Raw genomic sequence first — 17,018 nt, 5'->3', positions numbered from 1 at the left:
CATCACCCCTAAAAATATAAGTAAAAACCTATTTTTATTTAAAATAATTTGGATATTCTTTCTTCAATAATTCTTTATCAACAAGTGCAATTTTCAAATGCTCTTCCATGATTTTTTCAGCTTTATTAGCATCTTGATCTTGTATAGCTTTTAAGATATTTACATGTTGAGAAAAAATATTATCCCAATTATAATCTGTTACTAGCCTTAACATGCGACTCCTATTAAAGTGTACATTCATCTGTTGAATAACTAACCATGTTTTTTCTTTTTTACACCGTTTGAAAATAGTTCTATGAAACTCCTCATCTAATTCAAACATTTTTTTATAGTCTTTTTTCTTAACGCAAATTTTTTGCATACTTAAATTCATATCTAAATCAATCATCAACTCTTCAGAAAATTCCTGACAGGCTAGTCTAATAACTGCTTTCTCGAGATGTTCTCTCATAAACCGTGCTTCCTCCACAAGGTTCAAATCAATTAAAGAAACAAATGTACCTCGTTGAGGATAGATACTTAATAATCCTTCTTGAGATAATTTTAAAAAGCTTTCTCTTACAGGAGTTCGACTCACATTAAATTGAACTGATATTTCTTTTTCAGAAATATTTGTCCCAGGTGGAAGCTTCAGGCTTAATATTTGATCTTTTAGCATATTGTAAACTTGTTCCCTCGTAGAGAGGTTTTGGTTTTTTAAATCAATATTCATTATTCTAATCCCCTTTCTCTAACATACTACCATACAAGTTCATTAGAATGGTAGACATTCATTTCATTTTTCTGAATATTTGTACTGTGAGTATTTGTTGATTCCAACTATGTAAGCGATGATCAATAAATAAAAGTGAGGGATATTAAAAAGAAAATTCAAAAAACTATACAAAATTCAAAAAGATTGAGTTATAATGTTTTTGAGCTACCATACTAGTATAACTAGAATATTAATAAGACTAACGGTACTCTGTTCTATCAGTTAGGTGAATCATTAAGTTTTTTGAAAGCGCTATCTCGTTATTGGAAGTGAAAATTTATCTTCTTGCAGAAGGGAAAGATTTATATGTCCAACATCGCAATTATAGGAACTGGATCTATTGCAACTGCCCATATCGAAGCTTATCTTGCAATGCCTGAAATGAGTAAAATTGTAGCTTTAGCTGATATTTATCCTGAAAAAGCAATGTCTGTAGCAACAAAATATAACCTAGAAGCACGAGTTGTCGCTAACTACCAAGAGTTATTGAATGATCCTACTATTGATGCCGTTTCCATTTGTACACCCCCTTATATGCACGCAGCCATTGCCATCGATTTTCTTAAAGCAGGCAAACATGTCTTAGTAGAAAAACCTATGGCTTCCTCTCTAAAAGAATGTGACGAAATGATAAAAGCATCTATTGAAAGCCAGAAGCTTTTATCCGTTGTTGCTCAAAACAGGTTTATGACTCCCATTATGAGATTAAAACATGTCCTTGATCAAAACCTAATTGGAAAAATCGCTCATACTCAAGTTGATTCTTTTTGGTGGCGTGGTCATAGTTATTATGATTTATGGTGGCGCGGTACATGGGAAAAAGAAGGTGGAGGTTGTACACTTAATCATGCTGTCCATCATATTGATATGTTGCAATGGATGTTAGGATTGCCGACTGACATTTTTGCAGTAACTAGTAATACCTTGCATGATAATGCAGAGGTTGAAGACCTTTCTATTGCTGTACTTCGCTATGGAAATGGCAGCTTAGCACAAGTAACCAGTTCTGTTGTTCATCATGGAGAAGAACAACAACTGATTTTTCAAGGTGAAAAAGCTAGAGTATCTGTCCCATGGAAAGTAAATGCTCAAATAGCTAAAGAAAATGGCTTTCCTCAAGAGAAAAATGATGAGGATTTAGAAAATCGTATTCAGGAAGCTTTTCATCAATATCCGGAATTACTATTTGAAGGACATAAAGGACAAATAAATAATTTTTTAATGGCTATCAAGGGTAGCCAGAAGCTGCTGATTGATGGAACAGAAGGAAGAAAAACACTAGAACTTATTACAGCCATCTATAAATCGGCAAACCTAGGTGTTCATGTGAAGCTTCCCCTTTTAGCAGACGATCCTTTTTATACACGTGAAGGAATGCTCGCGAACGTTAAGCATTTTTATGAAAAACAAAGCAGTGTAGAAAATTTTTCAGACGATACAATAACCGTTGGAGGAAATTACGAGAACATATGAGTTTAACGTTATTACGTTATAAGTATTAAAAATAAACTAGAAACTAGCTTGAGGAGGAACAATCATGCAGAAAAGTGATGGAATGAATTATGCTCCTAAGGGAAAAAGTGCCCCTGTCGTTACAGAAGGACAATTCGTAATGGCAGCTATAGGTCTTGATCATGGACACATCTATGCAATGTGCAATGGATTAACTGAAGCTGGGGCTACATTAAAATGGGTTTATGATCATGATCAGAAAAAAGTACAAGAATTTTGTAAAGCATATCCGGAGGTACAGATAGCCAAAAGTGAGAAAGAAATTCTCGAAGATCCAGATGTAAGGCTCGTGGCAGGCGCAGCCATTACATCTAAACGCTGTGATTTAGGGCTGCGTGTTTTAGATCATGGTAAGCATTACTTTACGGATAAATCCCCTTTTACAACGTTAGAACAATTGGAGCTTGCTCGTAAAAAAACAGCTGAAACGGGACTTAAATGGGCTGTTTATTATAGTGAACGTTTGCACGTGGAGAGTGCCGTATTTGCTGGTCAATTGATTGAGCAAGGAGCAATTGGCAAAGTGGTACAAGTTCTTGGAACTGGCCCACATCGTAGTAATGTAGAAAGCAGACCAAGCTGGTTTTTTGAAAAAGAATATTATGGAGGTATTCTATGTGATATTGGTAGTCACCAAATTGAACAATTCCTCTTCTATTCTGGCGCAAAAGATGCAAAAGTTGTACATAGTAAAGTGGGCAATTATAAACATCATCAATATCCAGAATTAGAAGACTTTGGCGATGCTACTTTGATTGCTGATAATGGGGCTACAAACTACTTTAGAGTAGACTGGCTGACACCTGATGGCCTTAGCACTTGGGGGGATGGGCGCACATTCATTCTCGGAACAGATGGGTATATTGAAATTCGCAAATACGTAGACATAGCAAGGGAGAAAACAGGAGACCATTTATACTTAGTAAATCAACATACAGAGCAGCATTTTTCTCTAAATGGTGAAGTAGGATTCCCTTACTTTGGTGAACTTATTTTAGATTGTTTAAACGATACTGAAAATGCTATGACTCAAGAACATACTTTTAAAGCTGCAGAACTATGCTTAATTGCACAACGAGACGCAATCTACGTAAATACGGAGTTTGAATTAAGTAAGATCTAAAAAAGTGAGGTGTTATTTTTGTTAATAACACCTTATTTCATTTCATTGAGATTTTCTAAACTTAAGTTTGAAGGATAAAGAAAATAAAATGTATAGAGGTGACTATATTGTCTACATTCCTAAGCGAAGATATGATGCTTAATCACGAAAGTTCAAAAGTTCTTTATCATGATTACGCGAAAAATATGCCAATCTATGATTTTCATACGCATTTAATGGCTGATGAAATTGCTACTAACAAAAAATATGAAAATATGACTGATATTTGGCTTAATGGAGATCACTATAAATGGAGGGCTATGCGATGGTTAGGCGTAGAAGAAAAATTTATCACGGGGAATGCAAGTGCCAAGGAAAAATTCTTAGCTTGGGCCCAAACTGTTCCATATACAATAGGAAACCCTCTTTATCATTGGTCACATTTAGAATTAAGTCGTTATTTCAATATAAATGAGTTGTTCTCAGAAAAAAATGCACATCAAGTTTGGGATATCTGTAATGAGAGATTAAATGAAAGTAACATGTCCACAAATGGAATTTTAGAAAAATTCAATGTGAAAGTTGTATGTACTACTGATGATCCAATCGATACTTTAGAATTTCATCAAATCATACGTAAAGATGTAGGAATTACAACGAGGGTCCTCCCTACATTTAGACCGGATCATGCTTTAAATATTGAACAATCAAATTTTGTGAATTATATAGAAAAATTAGGTGATTCAATCAACGGCGTTGTTTTAACATATGAAAACTTTATCGCTTCATTACATTCACGAATTGATTATTTTCACGCGAATGGATGCAGAATTTCTGATCATGGTTTTGAAAGTTTTCCGTTTTCACCAGCTACTGAACAAGAAGTGTCTTCTATATTTGTACGTGCTCTGCAAGGAAAAACACTATCCCTAGAGGATATCAATAAATTTAAAACAAACACTCTTATCCACCTGAGTAAAAAATATCATTCTCTTCATTGGACCATGCAATTACACATAGGTGCTTTAAGGAATAATAACACACGAATGTTCAAGTTAACGGGAAAAGATAGTGGGTACGACTCTATGTCTGACTTCCACCTAGCAAGACATTTAAATGGTTTTTTGAATGAATTAGACAAAGACAATCTTTTACCTAAAACAATTATCTATAATTTAAATCCCGCTCATAATGCGATTGTGGCCTCTACTATAGGGAATTTTCAGTCTTCTGATGCCAGAGCAAAAATTCAATTTGGGTCTGGGTGGTGGTTTAATGATCAAAAAGACGGCATGCTAGATCAAATGAAAACATTATCTAATATAGGTTTGCTTAGCACTTTCGTAGGTATGCTTACAGACTCAAGAAGCTTTTTATCGTTCCCTCGCCATGAATATTTCAGAAGAATTTTATGTCATTTATTTGGGACTTGGATAGAAAATGGTGAGCTTCCAAGGGATTACGAATTTATAGGAAAAATAGTCAAAGATATTTGTTATAACAATGCCGTGAATTATTTTAACATTGAAATAAATGAGACAGTACCAATAAAAACGAATTAATCATACCGTAAGATATAAATTTTCTTTCCTAATAAAAAGCTCATTAAAAAGAGTTTTCGCCTATAGAGAAAAGCTCTTTTTGACGAGCTTTTTCTAATCAATATCGGAAACTAATACGTTGTCTGAAAAGTCACCGAAATTTTCATCAAACTGCTGAAGATAAACTACCTCTTCATTCTTAAACAATCTGGTAGCGAAGTTTATATTTATAATTGCATGTGATTCAGGACCAGCTGCTGCTGAAAATAAGAAACACCGTTTAAGCTCTGTGCCATCTTTTTACTTTAAATTTAATGTAACCACTCCAATTGAAGAACCCTTTTTCAAGTCTTTGCTAAAACTCTCTAAACATTTATATAATAAAAATAAAGCTCATGTTCAGGAACACAAGCTTTGACTGTTTATTATGCTTATGCTTTTTTATAGCGTATGTACATGTCTCGTATAATCTTTGTCATAACAGACGTGCACATACATAAAAAAGTCACAATAGCCACCCAATACATATTTGACATATCAAACCCAGTGTAAGTAAATATGAAGATGGTTGAAGTAATAAATGTGATAATTAGAACCACACGAATCTTCTTAAAGATTAAATAACCAATAATCCCCCAAGCCAAATATAATAATGGCAATGTGAATAAGACAAGACCCATGGGTTGAAGATAATGTAAGTTAATATACTCCACTCTCCTTGTCAATTATTTCACAACTTCTAAGCTTGTCATTTCCCAGTCTTTATCAGATTTTAGCGGTATCTCCTTAGAGTCTTTGCTTTCAATATTATATTCAATAATTCTGGCAATAATTCCATCCTTATCTCTATTAGACATCTTCACCAATCCGAATACCTTGCCATCTAAAATCTTAACCTCTTCTAGGTGTTCATCTTCTGATTTTAAATTAAGTGGAATCTTTTCAGAAGATATCTCTTTGAGGTCTCTGTTAAATGTCTTGACTTCTCCTTCATAGGAGGCTATCGTGACTCTATCCTTGTCTACATGGGTCTTGTAGATAGTGAAACCATCATCCATGACAACCTTTCTTTTCGTAACGAGAGTTTTTTTGTCGAGTATAACCAACATAGAATTTTTCTTGCTATCAACATCGTCGTTTACGGCAACCAACAATTCCTTATCGTTCAATGAGTTCAAAGACTCATTGTTATCAGGGAAGAAAACTGAGTCAATGTCTATCTTTTCGTTTTTCTTTATGAGTTTTAGGGTCTATGGAGGACACTATAACGCTATCATTATTATTATTAATAACAGCATAAATTCTCCCATCTTCAAATATTGCCGAAGTCAACGACCCTTCAAGTTCAACCTGCTGCTTATCATTGTCATCCTCTTTCCAGTACACTAGCTCGCCTACTAAGCCATCTTCTGCATAACCAACGTTTATATCATGCAATATGTACCCATTAGAGTAATTAATAAAGAACGCACCCTCGTCTTCTGTAGATTTTGAAAGTGATTTTGTACTTAAAGGCTCTACCTTCCCAGTCTTTTTATTTAGAGCTACATGATAATTAGACCTGTTGGATGAAAAGTAGATATTATTATTGCTCTGAGTAGATGAGGTAAATCCCACGCAGTCTTTCATTGTTATACTCGACAATTTCTTTCCTTTATCATTGTAGTTAACCATCTCGCATCCTCTGTCCATTGTCTGCGAATATATGATAGCAAATTTACTATCTTTCATATTGCTCAATTCTCTCTTAGGTGAATCCACAACAACCTCCTCTTTCTTTGAACATGCTGTACATATTAATGCTATGGCGCAAGCTGATAAAAGTAACTTAAAGTATTTCATTCAATCATCTCCTTTCAATTTTAAACAAGCAAAACAATCGGGGAAGATCCCCGACTGCTTATTAACTTACTTTTTCTTATGATAAAAGACCTTCGTGTTGTTAGAGTTGACTAATTCCATTGGCGACACGACTAAATCATTTTTAAAATTGTCAATATCGTGTCCTTGATTTTTCCAAGCTCTCCAAGCTAATTGAGAGCAATAGAATTTTTTTGTAGTTTTCTTGTCAAAGAAGTTCAGGTTATATGGCTTCTTTTGACTAGCTTGTTTTTCAGCATACTTAGCCGCATTTACATATTTGGTATTATTAGACTTCTTCACCCATAGCCCATATACCTTCTTTCTTTTTCCCCAAGTATTTTTATAGAGTCTAACACCCTGCTGTTTAATGGGACTCCAATTCTTATGCCAAGCCTCTACAGTATTTGTCTTGGTTCTTGACACAACAGCCGCATGTCCAAAACCAATTGCAGAACTGCCTGAATTCAAGTCGTAACTAACCAACACATCTCCCTTAGTTCCTAATGCAGTAGCATTGGTATTCATCTTATCTTTCTCTTCGTTGTACTTAGGTAAATATTCGTCAATCACACCATCTTTGATATATTGTTCGATATCTTTCTGCGACTCTTCGAATATAGCTTCTGCTTTTGCTTCTGTAGATACAGAGTCATACTCCTTTTTACTCATCTCGTAAAGTTCATTAATCTGTTCAGAAGTCATTCCTTCTGCTTTCATTTCTTCTATTTCTTCTTTGGCTCTTTCATTGTTCATAGAAGGGTAGACATCTTTCGCTTGCGCATTTCCCTCCAATCCAAGCCCAGTGAATAACAGGGATGTTGACAACAAGGATGTGACAATAACATTACGTTTTTTCATATTATTACCTCTAATACCTTTTTTTAGTGTGGTCCACATTAATCATAATAATAGTTAATATGGATCATATAAACATATATAGAAATTTAAGGATACTTTAATATATGGTGAATTGACATCTGAAATTTGAGTGAATTTTTAAATTAAAAAGAGACTACTTTTAGTAGTCTCTTCATCTGCATTTAATTTCACAACCCCTCCTACCCTCTCAATAAATGAGATCGGTCGTAGAGGTTGTGCCTTTTTAAGCTTCCTTATTGGCTGCTACAGAAAATTAAATACTTTGGGATATTTCTTTTAAAAATATCTTTCTCTTTTCATCTGTTGTTAAGTTAACTCTCGAAAAATGAATCCATTTGGTGTCTTCATTTTTAATTCCCAAGTCAGCAAGAGTTCTGTTAATAAAAACGCTTTGAATCGCATTCCCAGCTTCAGATTCTATATAATCCTTATCTGTTGTAGATGTCGAGATCACGGTTGTTTTTTTAATATTTGTCAATAATCCCTTCAAAGCACCAGTATTTTTATCTTCCAAGAATGCGAAACCTCTTAACATCACTTTATCAATAAATCCTTTTAAAATAGCAGGTAAATCCCACCACCAGACAGGAAATATAAAAATTAATTCAGTTGACTGATTTAATTTCTCTTGATAATCCTTAACTAATTGATCAGGTGTTTCTCCTTTATGAAAATATTGCAATTCTTCAGCTGAAAAAACAGGATTAAATCCATCTTTATATAAATCGATCACTTGAAATGGTTCTCTCTTTGTTTCTAGATTTTCTGTAATGGAAGTCAAAATGGCATGATTATAGCTTCCATCCCAAGGATGTGCATAGACAATCGTTTTCATTATTCATTCACCCTTTTTTGTTATTTTCATCATATTTTGATGTACATTCATTTTATTGTATGCTATAACGTACTACAAGTACGGTAATTAAAGTGCGATACTAACCTAAAGGAGAGTGTGAAATGACTAAAGAATCCTTTACTGCTAATGTTGACCTAAAAGAAACTGGATTTGGATACACTTTATCATTAATTGGTGGGAAATATAAGATGACGGTACTGTATGCTTTATATGCAAACAATGCTCCTATTCGCTATAATCAGTTGAAACGAATGCTTGGGGTTATCTCTTTTAAAACATTAACCAATACACTTAAAGAACTGGAAGCGGATCAATTAATTAATCGTAAAGAATATCCTCAAGTGCCTCCAAAAGTAGAATATAGTTTATCGGAAAAGGGATTATCATTGATACCTGTATTAGATGCGATTTGTTATTGGGGAGAAGAACAAATGAAAAATAGTTAGACTGGGAAGAAATTACAATTGTTTGTTTAAAAATGCTTTCTCAGGAGCTTTTCCCTCGAATGCATGATTCGTGTAAATCCTCATTCAATAGATCAAGTAGATCTTTAGCTAAAGTCTTCGAACCTGATATGCCTTAAATATTATTGTTCCCTTGAATAGATCAGCAACATTTAATAGAATAGAGAGCCTCAAATAGACTCTCAGCAAAACTTTAAATATCCAAACCTTTTTAAAATGATCTCATTCGACCATTATGGTTACATTTGCATCAGGTGGATTTATGATATAGCGCAATCCAAAAGCTGCTTTATGATTGAGGGTATCTGCAATTAATACGTGAGAAGAAAATCTCCAGCTTCCTCTAAATGTTTTGCGACATCACCGATCCCATCATCATAGAAAAAAGCATGGGGAACAGAATAGACTAACTTAATCCAGTCTTTATCTAATGCTCTAATCATACGAATGGCTTCAGTGTTTAGTTCGATAAAATCATTAAGATGAGATTGGATGTTTAACTTGATGCCCTCTTGTTCAAATATAGGCATCAGCTCATCCATCGATTTCAAAAAAGCTGCCGAGTTTATCGACAGCTTCACTTTAATGATCCTTCTTCTTGTCTTGGTACAGCCTCTGTGTTACTTATTCAACTTCCGCCTTTTTAGTATTCTCTTGATCATTTCAGAATGATTCTAAAAATGAATGATTCCTAATTCTATTGATGTTTTAATTGCTTCAGCTCTTGAAGTCACATTTAGTTTTTGATAAATGTTTGTTAAATGTGCTTTTACAGTTCTCTCGGAAATTCCCATATCAAATGCAATTTCCTTACTCCGAAACCCTCTAGCTACTGCTTGCAAAACGAGCATCTCTTTTTCGGTAAGCAAGTGGTTGTCTGTTTTCAATTTTTCTTGAGGTTCTTTGTGTGCGGTTGATTCAAACACCTTTGAGGCCACATTTGATTGAAGTAAAATGTCTCCTCTGATGGCTGCTTCAATTGTATTGAATAAATTTTCTCTGCTGGCATCCTTTAAAAGGTAGCCTTTTGCACCAAGCTGTAACCCTTGGATCATTAATTTTTCTTCATTATAAGTAGTCAGAATGAGTACGGGAACTTTTATTTGAAGAGATTTCATTTCTCTAAGCATATCAAGCCCGCTCATCATAGGCATGTTGAGGTCAAGTAATACAAGGTCTGGGGATTTTTCTGTTATGACATCTATCCCCTTTCCCCCATCTTCTGCTTCTCCAACAACTTCAAATCTTTCGTCTGTTTCAAGAATTAATTTTAATCCTTCTCTCACAACATAATGATCATCAACAATCACAATTCGATAAGACACTGTATTTACTCCTTTTTCAAAGGTATGTTCACTATTACTTGTGTACCTTCATTTTTTTTACTTTTCAAATGAATCTGTCCACCAAGCAGCCGGACACGTTCTGACATACCAATGATGCCATAATGTCCAAAAGTGGATTCTAATTTTTTCTCATCAAACCCCACTCCATTGTCTGCTATGTCCAAATGGATGTGATCACCTTTTTGTATCATCACAAACTCGACATGGCTTGATTTGGCATGTTTTGAAATATTCGTTAAGCATTCTTTTATAATATAAACGGTATGTTCAATCAAAAAAGGCGACATATTCTGAGGTACAGAGATCTTTGTACGAATTGTGATGTTCGTTGCTGTCATAAATCGATTTACTTCATTTTTCACTGTTTCAGTTAAATCGTATTGATTATGACGATCCTTTCGAAGATCATCGATCACCAATCGTGCCTCACCTAATGTTTTTCGCGCTTGGCTCATTGATCCCTTGATAATGCTTTGAGCACGCTGGGTATTTTGATTCTCTAAATGTGCTTGAACAGCTTCCAATTGCATAATAATGCCTGCAAGCCCTTGTGCAAGGGTATCATGTAAATCTCTAGCCATTCTTTGACGTTCATTAGCAAGGGTTAACTCCTCCACCTGCTGATGTGCGAGTTCGAGTTCCTTTAGAAACGTTTGAGTTCGAATTCTAGCCTTTACTTGTCTAAAAAATAAGATAGAGTATGCAACGACCACAATAAGGATAAGAAATAAAATCGGAATGTAGACAGTCAGATCATCTGTATCATTAACCAAAATAAGAGCTAGAAAAAAAAGCACATAAAAACAAAGTCCTGTCAAAATAATCTTTAATGTATGATAGTATACACCGATGCTTTGAGAAATTAATAACGGTAAAAGACCAATTAAAATAACAGGAGAGGCAGCTTGCATAGCTAAAACACAAAGTAGAATAACGATTCCTTGTATGAAGAAATAAATCCAAGGCTTCTTCTGGAACCAATAAAATGACCACCAGTGCAAAATGAGATGAATCGCGATAAGGCCAGAAAAAAACAAACTTGAAAGCGATAAAGATGCTGTTAAAAACTGAAAAATCATCGCTGCAACATACACAAGAACGCCCCATAATAACGTGGGAATTCGGGAATAGATCATTTCATTAAATGGGTCTATCCGTTTCTTAACCATAAACTCTCACCTTCCAAACCCCATCATAACACGAAAAATACCGCCCGCCTTTTAAAGAGGCAATGGCGGTATTAGGATTTTAACATTTAAAAAAGAATACATTATATAATCTTCTTTTCTTTTTGAGCAATTGACTCTCCTTCAATATCAATATGCGGAAGCAATCGTGCCAGCCATTTTGGTAAGTACCAATTTGCACGCCCTAATAGCATCATACAAGCAGGGATAAAGGTCATTCTAATGACAAATGCATCGAATAAAACCCCAAATGCCAATGTTAATCCCATTGTTTTAATAATCAAGTCTTGAGCAAAAATAAAGCTTGCGAAAACGAAAATCATAATTAAGCCTGCTGCAGTTACAACTCTGCCACTATGCTGTAATCCAGAAATAACCGATTTCTTTGCATCATGAGATAGCAGGAATTCTTCCCTCATTCTACTAACTAAAAATACTTCATAATCCATTGCAAGACCAAATAATATTCCTGTCACTAGTACAGGCATAAAGTTTAACAACGGTCCTGCTGCAGGTATTCCAAACAATGAGGCAAGGTGTCCATCCTGTAAAACAAAGACAGCAAAACCTAATGTAGCAGTTAATGTCATTAAAAACCCTAGTACAGCCTTTAATGGAACAAGGAATGATCTAAATACAAGAATCATTAACACAAAAGCAAATCCAATAATGACTCCTGCAAATTTCGGTAATGCTTCACTGAGTCTATTTGAAATATCTATATTCACGGCAGTAGAACCAGTCACAAGAAACTCTGTATCAGTCACACTCGATTCATTTCGAATGTCTTTCACTAATTGCTTCGTTTCTTTTTCCTCAGGACCACTTCTAGGTAAGATTGTTAACATTGCGTACTCACCCGATGGATCAGGGATCGCCGGCGTTATTTGTTTGACACCATCCATTTTTTCTAACAATTTTGATGATTCCTCGATGGACTTGGACTTCATCGTTTTATCTGCTTGAGAGGCATCTATGATGACAACAAGTGGCCCATTAAACCCCTTGCCAAATCCTTCTGCTAAAAGATCGTATCCTTTACGTTCAGTTGTTTCTTTACCTTTCATACCGTTGTCTGGAAGACCAAGCTCCATATGAAGTGCTGGCCAGCTTACCAATCCTGTCAATAAAATGACACCTATCAATATTTTACCCGGATGCTTTTGAATAAATCTTGCCCAGCCCATTGTTTTTTTCTCTTTTTTTGGCTGTAATTTAGAAAATAACTTATTTTGCCTAGAAGGACTCACCTTATCTCCAAGAAGCCCTAGTATAGCTGGAACAATCGTGAGAGAAACAAGCATAACAGATAGTACCATAAAGGCTCCCACAAGGCCCATTATGCCTAAAAATGGTATGTCAACTAATACAAGTCCACATAATGCAACAATAACAGTGACGCCCGCAAATAATACAGCACTTCCTGCGGTACCCACAGCTCTAGCCGCAGCCTCATTTAAATTGTAGCCCTCTGCTAACAGCTGTCGATATCTTGAAATGATAAACAGTGCATAATCAATTCCTACTGCAAGACCAATCATTACCGCTAATGTGAGACTAAATGCAGACATTTCTACAAAGTTTGAGGTGATTAAAATGACCATAACACCTATTACTAACCCAATCACAGCCGTCAATATTGGTAATCCTGCGACCAAAAGTGAAGCAAATGTAAAGGCTAAAATCAAGAAGGCGAAGACAATCCCTATGATTTCAGAAATCCCGCCTACTTCAATTTCAGAGAATGTGACGGAGCCGCCTAATTCCGTTTGGATGCCCGCATCTTTTGAAATCTTTATGCTATTTAATACTTTCTCTTTTGAGGATTCCTTTACCTTATCCGCTTTCACTCGATACGTAATATCCGCATATCCTATTTTCTTATCTTTACTGATCGTAAAGGTCTCATATAAATCGGTCACTTGCTTAACTGCTTTATCCTTTTTAATTTCTTTTATCGTCTCATTAATTTTATGTTTCACTTTCTTTGCTTCTAAAGTTTTATCTTTAGGTGCTTTAAATATCAGACGAATCGTTCCCCCATCATCACCTGCTGGGAACTTCTTTTCCAAGAGATCCATCGCTTTTTCAGATTTTGTTCCTGGAATCGACATATCTCCATTAAATGAAACGCCTGTCCCTATTGTTGCTGCAACTACAGCTACTAAAATAAGTAACCAACCGATTAACATTCGTTTAGGCTTAGTAAAAGCAAAGTTTCCTAAGTTATATAAAAATTTAGCCATTCACTTACTCCTTTTTCATCGAATTCATGATATTCACCTCTTTATTCTACGTAATGAAATAGTCGATTGAAATTGTACTTTTGGGCAAAAGGGATTGTACATTTAGGCAAGAAAAAGAGCATCTCTTTTGAGATACCCTTCTATTTATAGAGAGCGTTCATTTTATCTATATCATCATCTGGCCAATTCCGGATCAGTTGTATTAGTCATATCTGGTTATTTTGATTTAATTCCTGCACCACAAAGAGGTATGACGATTGTTTCTTTTGATTCCTTTTTATATTTCATGTAGCCAGCAAAATTGACTGCAGATGTCACTTCCACATAAAATCCTTTCTCACTTAATTTAGAGCGAGCATTCAATATCTCATCTTCTTCAATATCTATAAATGTACCATTGGTATGTTGTACAGCTTCTAGAATTTGTTTGGAGCGTGCCGGGGCAGCAATGGCTATCCCTTCTGCTAAGGTCCCTGTATTCGTAACAGGCGATGCTGATTCCTCTTTATTTTGATAAGCTTTCACAAGAGGTGCACAGTTTTTCGCTTGTATGGCAATGATTTTCGGTATTTTATGAATCAGACCATTTTCAAATAACTCTTTAAAACCATAATAAGCACCTAGGAGGAGAGTACCATTTCCAACCGGAATGATTAAAGCATCAGGTGCTCCTTTTACTTGTTCATAAATTTCATAGGCGTATGTTTTTGTTCCTTCAAAAAAATAAGGATTATACACATGGCTTGCATAAAAAACGTTTTCGTCGTCTACTGCTTTTTGCGCCGCGGCTGCAATATCCTCTCGTGTACCGTGAATTTTTTTAATCGTTGCTCCATGGGCTTTTATTTGAGCGACCTTTTTAGGTGAAGTTTCATCGCTTAGATAGATGTCACATGCAATCTCGCAACGAGCTGCATAAGCGGCAATTGCTGTTCCTGCATTCCCGCTGCTATCCGCAATGACTTTTGATACCCCTAATTCCTTTGCCTTTGTCATTAAAACAGCAGCTCCTCGATCTTTAAAGGAGAGCGTAGGCATCATATAATCAACTTTTACATAAGTGTTTGGCTCATTAGGATCTAAAACGATTAACGGAGTTTGACCTTCACCCATTGTCACAGATTCCCAAGTCTTAGAACCTTTTGAAAATGGCATCGTTTCAGCATAACGCCATAATGAGTTTGGATAGTGATCCCAAGCCGCAATATCTATTTTAGGGGTATCTTTCACCAGGTTTAATACTCCGTTACAATCACATTTCCATAGAGTGGGTGTCATCTCATACTTTGTCCCACAATCGTTACAAATCAATTGATTCATCAATCATCAGCCCCTTTGAATAATTTTTTATATGAAATATACTTTTTTATATATCATGGGCAAAAAAATATTCTAAATATAAGAAATAGCATCAATTTCAATCTTGAAACCAAAATGTAATTCATTCGTTGGTACAACAGTACGTGCTGGTTTATGTTCACCGAAAAATTCAGTATAAACCGCATCTACTTTGTCCCATAAATGAATATCCGAAATGTATAATGTCATACGCAAAATCTTTTCTTTTTTACTTCCAGCTGCTTCTACAATCATTTCCACATTCTTAAGTGCTTGTAATGTCTCTTCTTCAATGGTGCCGAATTCTTTTTCTCTTGTTTCGGGATTGATGGCAAATTGTCCTGAAACATAGACCGTGTTTTGATGAATGGTTGCGAATGCATAGTGTCCGTTGGATGTTAGATTCCCTACCTCAAGGATGCTTTTCATTTCTTTTCTCCTTCATTCGATTTATGTTTGATTTCATCCAAATAGCTATAGACGGTGACTTTAGAAATACCTAACATAGATGCGACCTTCTCAACAGAACCTTTCATTAAAAAGATTCCCTTTTCATCCATGAACCTTATTAATTCAATTTTTTCATGGCGTTTCATGACTGGGTGAACACTGTTTTGAATGATCTGTTGAATCAATTGATCTACTATTCCTTCAACATTTTCAAGATCATCATTTGATGTTGTTTCATTCTCTTGAACTTCAACTTTTGTAGAAAGAAAAGTATCCATAAATTGCTGCATTTGATTCAATGCTTCAACATCAAAATTGATACAGAATGCACCGATCACCTTTTGCTTCGAATCACGAATTAATGAAGTCGAAGAACGAATGGTACGGTTGTCTTCGGTTTTAAATGTATACCCAGCAAGATAATCTTCTTTAAAATCTTCTGATTGTAAAACTGTCTTTACCAAATGATCAAATGATTGACCGATTTTTCTTCCCGTCACATGATGATTGACTGTAAACATGACAGATGCTTGAGGGTTCGTTAAATCATGAATAACTACTTCACAATTTGGTCCAAACATTTTTGCCGTAGATTTTGCTAAAGGAATATAACTCTCTAATAAATTCTTCGTATTTTCCATGCCTAAGCACCTCATTTGTTTATTCCACTAGATTATATAATTTTTTACATATAAAAACAATATGTAGATTTTTTTATATGTATTGAGAAAATATAAAAAAGCAGCCATTGACTGCTTTTTCTTTTGCTCCTTTCTAATTGACTTCTTGCTGGATTCCATACAAAATGACTTCAATTCCCCACCTGAACCGTTCCATTGATACGGTATCACCTGCAAACATTTCTTCTTTCAGGCTATGGATGAAAGGAAACCGCGTTTTGTCTGCATCATGAAATGCTTTTTTTGTATCTGAAATCTGCGAAGAGCCGTGTTTCTTCCAAGAGACCTTTTCGTATGCTACAGAAGATACGTATAACAGTAACATGTCTACTCCCCATGCAGCGGATGTAGATTTGATCCCGCCTTCATGCAATGCAGCGAGAATATGTTCGGTCAATTGTAAAAAGTTCGTTCCTTGCGGGATGGTGGAAAGAGAAATTTCAGCAAGACCAGGTTTTTCGAATAACAGTAGGAAATAAGTATGCAATATGTCAAATAACTGTTCTTTCCATGTGCCATTCACTGAATCTGGATAAACCATTTGGCCGAGACCATAATCCAATACGTAAGCACTTAGTTCTTGAAAATTGTTCACGTAGACATACAAGGATGCAGGACCCGTATCGAGTGCTTTAGCCACTTTACGCATACTCATGCCCTCTAACCCTTGCTCCTTTAGAAGCTCATAGGCGGTTTTCACAATGAGTTCACGGCTTAAGGGCTCTTTTGCCGGCCGAGACCGACGACTTATAATACGACGATTTGAATTGTTCATAATCTCTTTATAACATGTCAAAGTC

The 17,018-nt window shown here is 35.4% G+C and carries 16 protein-coding genes and 1 pseudogene; 4 read left to right on the top strand and 13 right to left on the bottom strand.

Annotated features, from left to right (window positions below):
* Positions 1 to 34 precede the first annotated feature (34 nt).
* Positions 35 to 712 carry a GntR family transcriptional regulator gene (locus JVX94_RS05185; RefSeq protein WP_205184781.1) on the bottom strand — a complete coding sequence of 226 codons (678 nt, stop codon included), beginning with the start codon at positions 710 to 712 and terminating at the stop codon, positions 35 to 37.
* Between the two features lie 348 nt (positions 713 to 1,060).
* On the opposite strand from JVX94_RS05185, the gene JVX94_RS05180 reads away from it, so the two are divergent.
* The 3 genes from JVX94_RS05180 to uxaC all read left to right on the top strand — a co-directional run bounded on the left by JVX94_RS05180 (position 1,061) and on the right by uxaC (position 4,930).
* A complete protein-coding gene (locus tag JVX94_RS05180; protein WP_205184779.1) occupies positions 1,061 to 2,227 on the top strand; it encodes a Gfo/Idh/MocA family protein in 1,167 nt (388 codons plus the stop codon).
* 64 nt (positions 2,228 to 2,291) lie between these two features.
* Positions 2,292 to 3,389, top strand: a complete 1,098-nt coding sequence (locus tag JVX94_RS05175; protein ID WP_197197904.1) for a Gfo/Idh/MocA family protein — start codon at positions 2,292 to 2,294, stop codon at positions 3,387 to 3,389.
* Between the two features lie 107 nt (positions 3,390 to 3,496).
* Positions 3,497 to 4,930, top strand: coding sequence for a glucuronate isomerase (uxaC, locus tag JVX94_RS05170; protein WP_205184777.1), 1,434 nt, complete (start codon positions 3,497 to 3,499; stop codon positions 4,928 to 4,930).
* A gap of 704 nt (positions 4,931 to 5,634) precedes the next feature.
* Here uxaC and JVX94_RS19540 read toward each other — a convergent pair.
* From JVX94_RS19540 to JVX94_RS05150, 4 genes are all read right to left on the bottom strand, one after another.
* Positions 5,635 to 6,078: a hypothetical protein gene (locus JVX94_RS19540; protein ID WP_240193803.1), complete on the bottom strand. Its 444-nt coding sequence runs from the start codon at positions 6,076 to 6,078 to the stop codon at positions 5,635 to 5,637.
* 40 nt (positions 6,079 to 6,118) lie between these two features.
* Positions 6,119 to 6,751, bottom strand: a complete 633-nt coding sequence (locus JVX94_RS19535) for a hypothetical protein (protein ID WP_240193802.1) — start codon at positions 6,749 to 6,751, stop codon at positions 6,119 to 6,121.
* Positions 6,752 to 6,817: 66 nt separating this feature from the next.
* Complete coding sequence (locus JVX94_RS05155; RefSeq protein ID WP_205184775.1) at positions 6,818 to 7,630, bottom strand: septation ring formation regulator EzrA; 813 nt, start codon at positions 7,628 to 7,630, stop codon at positions 6,818 to 6,820.
* Between the two features lie 274 nt (positions 7,631 to 7,904).
* Positions 7,905 to 8,486 (bottom strand): NAD(P)H-dependent oxidoreductase, encoded by a 582-nt coding sequence (locus tag JVX94_RS05150; RefSeq protein WP_144485341.1) that lies wholly within the window; start codon positions 8,484 to 8,486, stop codon positions 7,905 to 7,907.
* A gap of 122 nt (positions 8,487 to 8,608) precedes the next feature.
* On the opposite strand from JVX94_RS05150, the gene JVX94_RS05145 reads away from it, so the two are divergent.
* Entirely contained in the window at positions 8,609 to 8,953 is a 345-nt protein-coding gene (locus JVX94_RS05145; protein WP_095408632.1) for a winged helix-turn-helix transcriptional regulator, read from the top strand.
* Between the two features lie 252 nt (positions 8,954 to 9,205).
* Here JVX94_RS05145 and JVX94_RS05140 read toward each other — a convergent pair.
* The 8 genes and pseudogenes from JVX94_RS05140 to JVX94_RS05105 all read right to left on the bottom strand — a co-directional run.
* A pseudogene (locus tag JVX94_RS05140) lies at positions 9,206 to 9,537 on the bottom strand (TIM barrel protein); the annotation flags it as partial.
* Positions 9,538 to 9,645: 108 nt separating this feature from the next.
* Positions 9,646 to 10,296: a response regulator transcription factor gene (locus JVX94_RS05135; protein WP_144485345.1), complete on the bottom strand. Its 651-nt coding sequence runs from the start codon at positions 10,294 to 10,296 to the stop codon at positions 9,646 to 9,648.
* 5 nt (positions 10,297 to 10,301) lie between these two features.
* Positions 10,302 to 11,486, bottom strand: a complete 1,185-nt coding sequence (locus JVX94_RS05130; protein WP_205184773.1) for a sensor histidine kinase — start codon at positions 11,484 to 11,486, stop codon at positions 10,302 to 10,304.
* A 101-nt stretch (positions 11,487 to 11,587) separates the two neighbouring features.
* A complete protein-coding gene (locus tag JVX94_RS05125; RefSeq protein ID WP_205184770.1) occupies positions 11,588 to 13,750 on the bottom strand; it encodes an MMPL family transporter in 2,163 nt (720 codons plus the stop codon).
* 216 nt (positions 13,751 to 13,966) lie between these two features.
* Complete coding sequence (locus JVX94_RS05120) at positions 13,967 to 15,070, bottom strand: threonine synthase (protein ID WP_205184767.1); 1,104 nt, start codon at positions 15,068 to 15,070, stop codon at positions 13,967 to 13,969.
* 72 nt (positions 15,071 to 15,142) lie between these two features.
* Complete coding sequence (locus JVX94_RS05115; protein WP_095408637.1) at positions 15,143 to 15,517, bottom strand: RidA family protein; 375 nt, start codon at positions 15,515 to 15,517, stop codon at positions 15,143 to 15,145.
* Positions 15,514 to 16,179 carry a helix-turn-helix transcriptional regulator gene (locus tag JVX94_RS05110; RefSeq protein ID WP_205184765.1) on the bottom strand — a complete coding sequence of 222 codons (666 nt, stop codon included), beginning with the start codon at positions 16,177 to 16,179 and terminating at the stop codon, positions 15,514 to 15,516. Before JVX94_RS05110 ends, JVX94_RS05115 begins: the two co-directional genes overlap by 4 nt.
* A gap of 133 nt (positions 16,180 to 16,312) precedes the next feature.
* On the bottom strand, positions 16,313 to 16,993 hold the full coding sequence (locus tag JVX94_RS05105) for a TetR/AcrR family transcriptional regulator (protein WP_186318642.1): 681 nt from the start codon (positions 16,991 to 16,993) through the stop codon (positions 16,313 to 16,315).
* Positions 16,994 to 17,018: the final 25 nt, after the last annotated feature.

Origin of the sequence: Bacillus sp. PDNC022 (assembly GCF_016919285.1) — a bacterium.
GTDB lineage: Bacteria > Bacillota > Bacilli > Bacillales > Bacillaceae > Bacillus > Bacillus safensis.
Note: the sequence above shows the minus strand (reverse complement) of the source record. Positions and strands in the feature narration are given on the sequence as shown.

Bases quoted from the DNA above. Each gene is read 5' to 3' on its own strand.
- JVX94_RS05185 (WP_205184781.1), bottom strand. From the start codon at position 712: ATGAATATTGATTTAAAAAACCAAAACCTCTCTACGAGGGAACAAGTT.
- JVX94_RS05180 (WP_205184779.1), top strand. From the start codon at position 1,061: ATGTCCAACATCGCAATTATAGGAACTGGATCTATTGCAACTGCCCAT.
- JVX94_RS05175 (WP_197197904.1), top strand. From the start codon at position 2,292: ATGCAGAAAAGTGATGGAATGAATTATGCTCCTAAGGGAAAAAGTGCC.
- JVX94_RS19535 (WP_240193802.1), bottom strand. From the start codon at position 6,751: ATGAAATACTTTAAGTTACTTTTATCAGCTTGCGCCATAGCATTAATA.
- JVX94_RS05155 (WP_205184775.1), bottom strand. From the start codon at position 7,630: ATGAAAAAACGTAATGTTATTGTCACATCCTTGTTGTCAACATCCCTG.
- JVX94_RS05150 (WP_144485341.1), bottom strand. From the start codon at position 8,486: ATGAAAACGATTGTCTATGCACATCCTTGGGATGGAAGCTATAATCAT.
- JVX94_RS05145 (WP_095408632.1), top strand. From the start codon at position 8,609: ATGACTAAAGAATCCTTTACTGCTAATGTTGACCTAAAAGAAACTGGA.
- JVX94_RS05130 (WP_205184773.1), bottom strand. From the start codon at position 11,486: ATGGTTAAGAAACGGATAGACCCATTTAATGAAATGATCTATTCCCGA.
- JVX94_RS05125 (WP_205184770.1), bottom strand. From the start codon at position 13,750: ATGGCTAAATTTTTATATAACTTAGGAAACTTTGCTTTTACTAAGCCT.
- JVX94_RS05120 (WP_205184767.1), bottom strand. From the start codon at position 15,070: ATGAATCAATTGATTTGTAACGATTGTGGGACAAAGTATGAGATGACA.
- JVX94_RS05115 (WP_095408637.1), bottom strand. From the start codon at position 15,517: ATGAAAAGCATCCTTGAGGTAGGGAATCTAACATCCAACGGACACTAT.
- JVX94_RS05110 (WP_205184765.1), bottom strand. From the start codon at position 16,179: ATGGAAAATACGAAGAATTTATTAGAGAGTTATATTCCTTTAGCAAAA.
- JVX94_RS05105 (WP_186318642.1), bottom strand. From the start codon at position 16,993: ATGAACAATTCAAATCGTCGTATTATAAGTCGTCGGTCTCGGCCGGCA.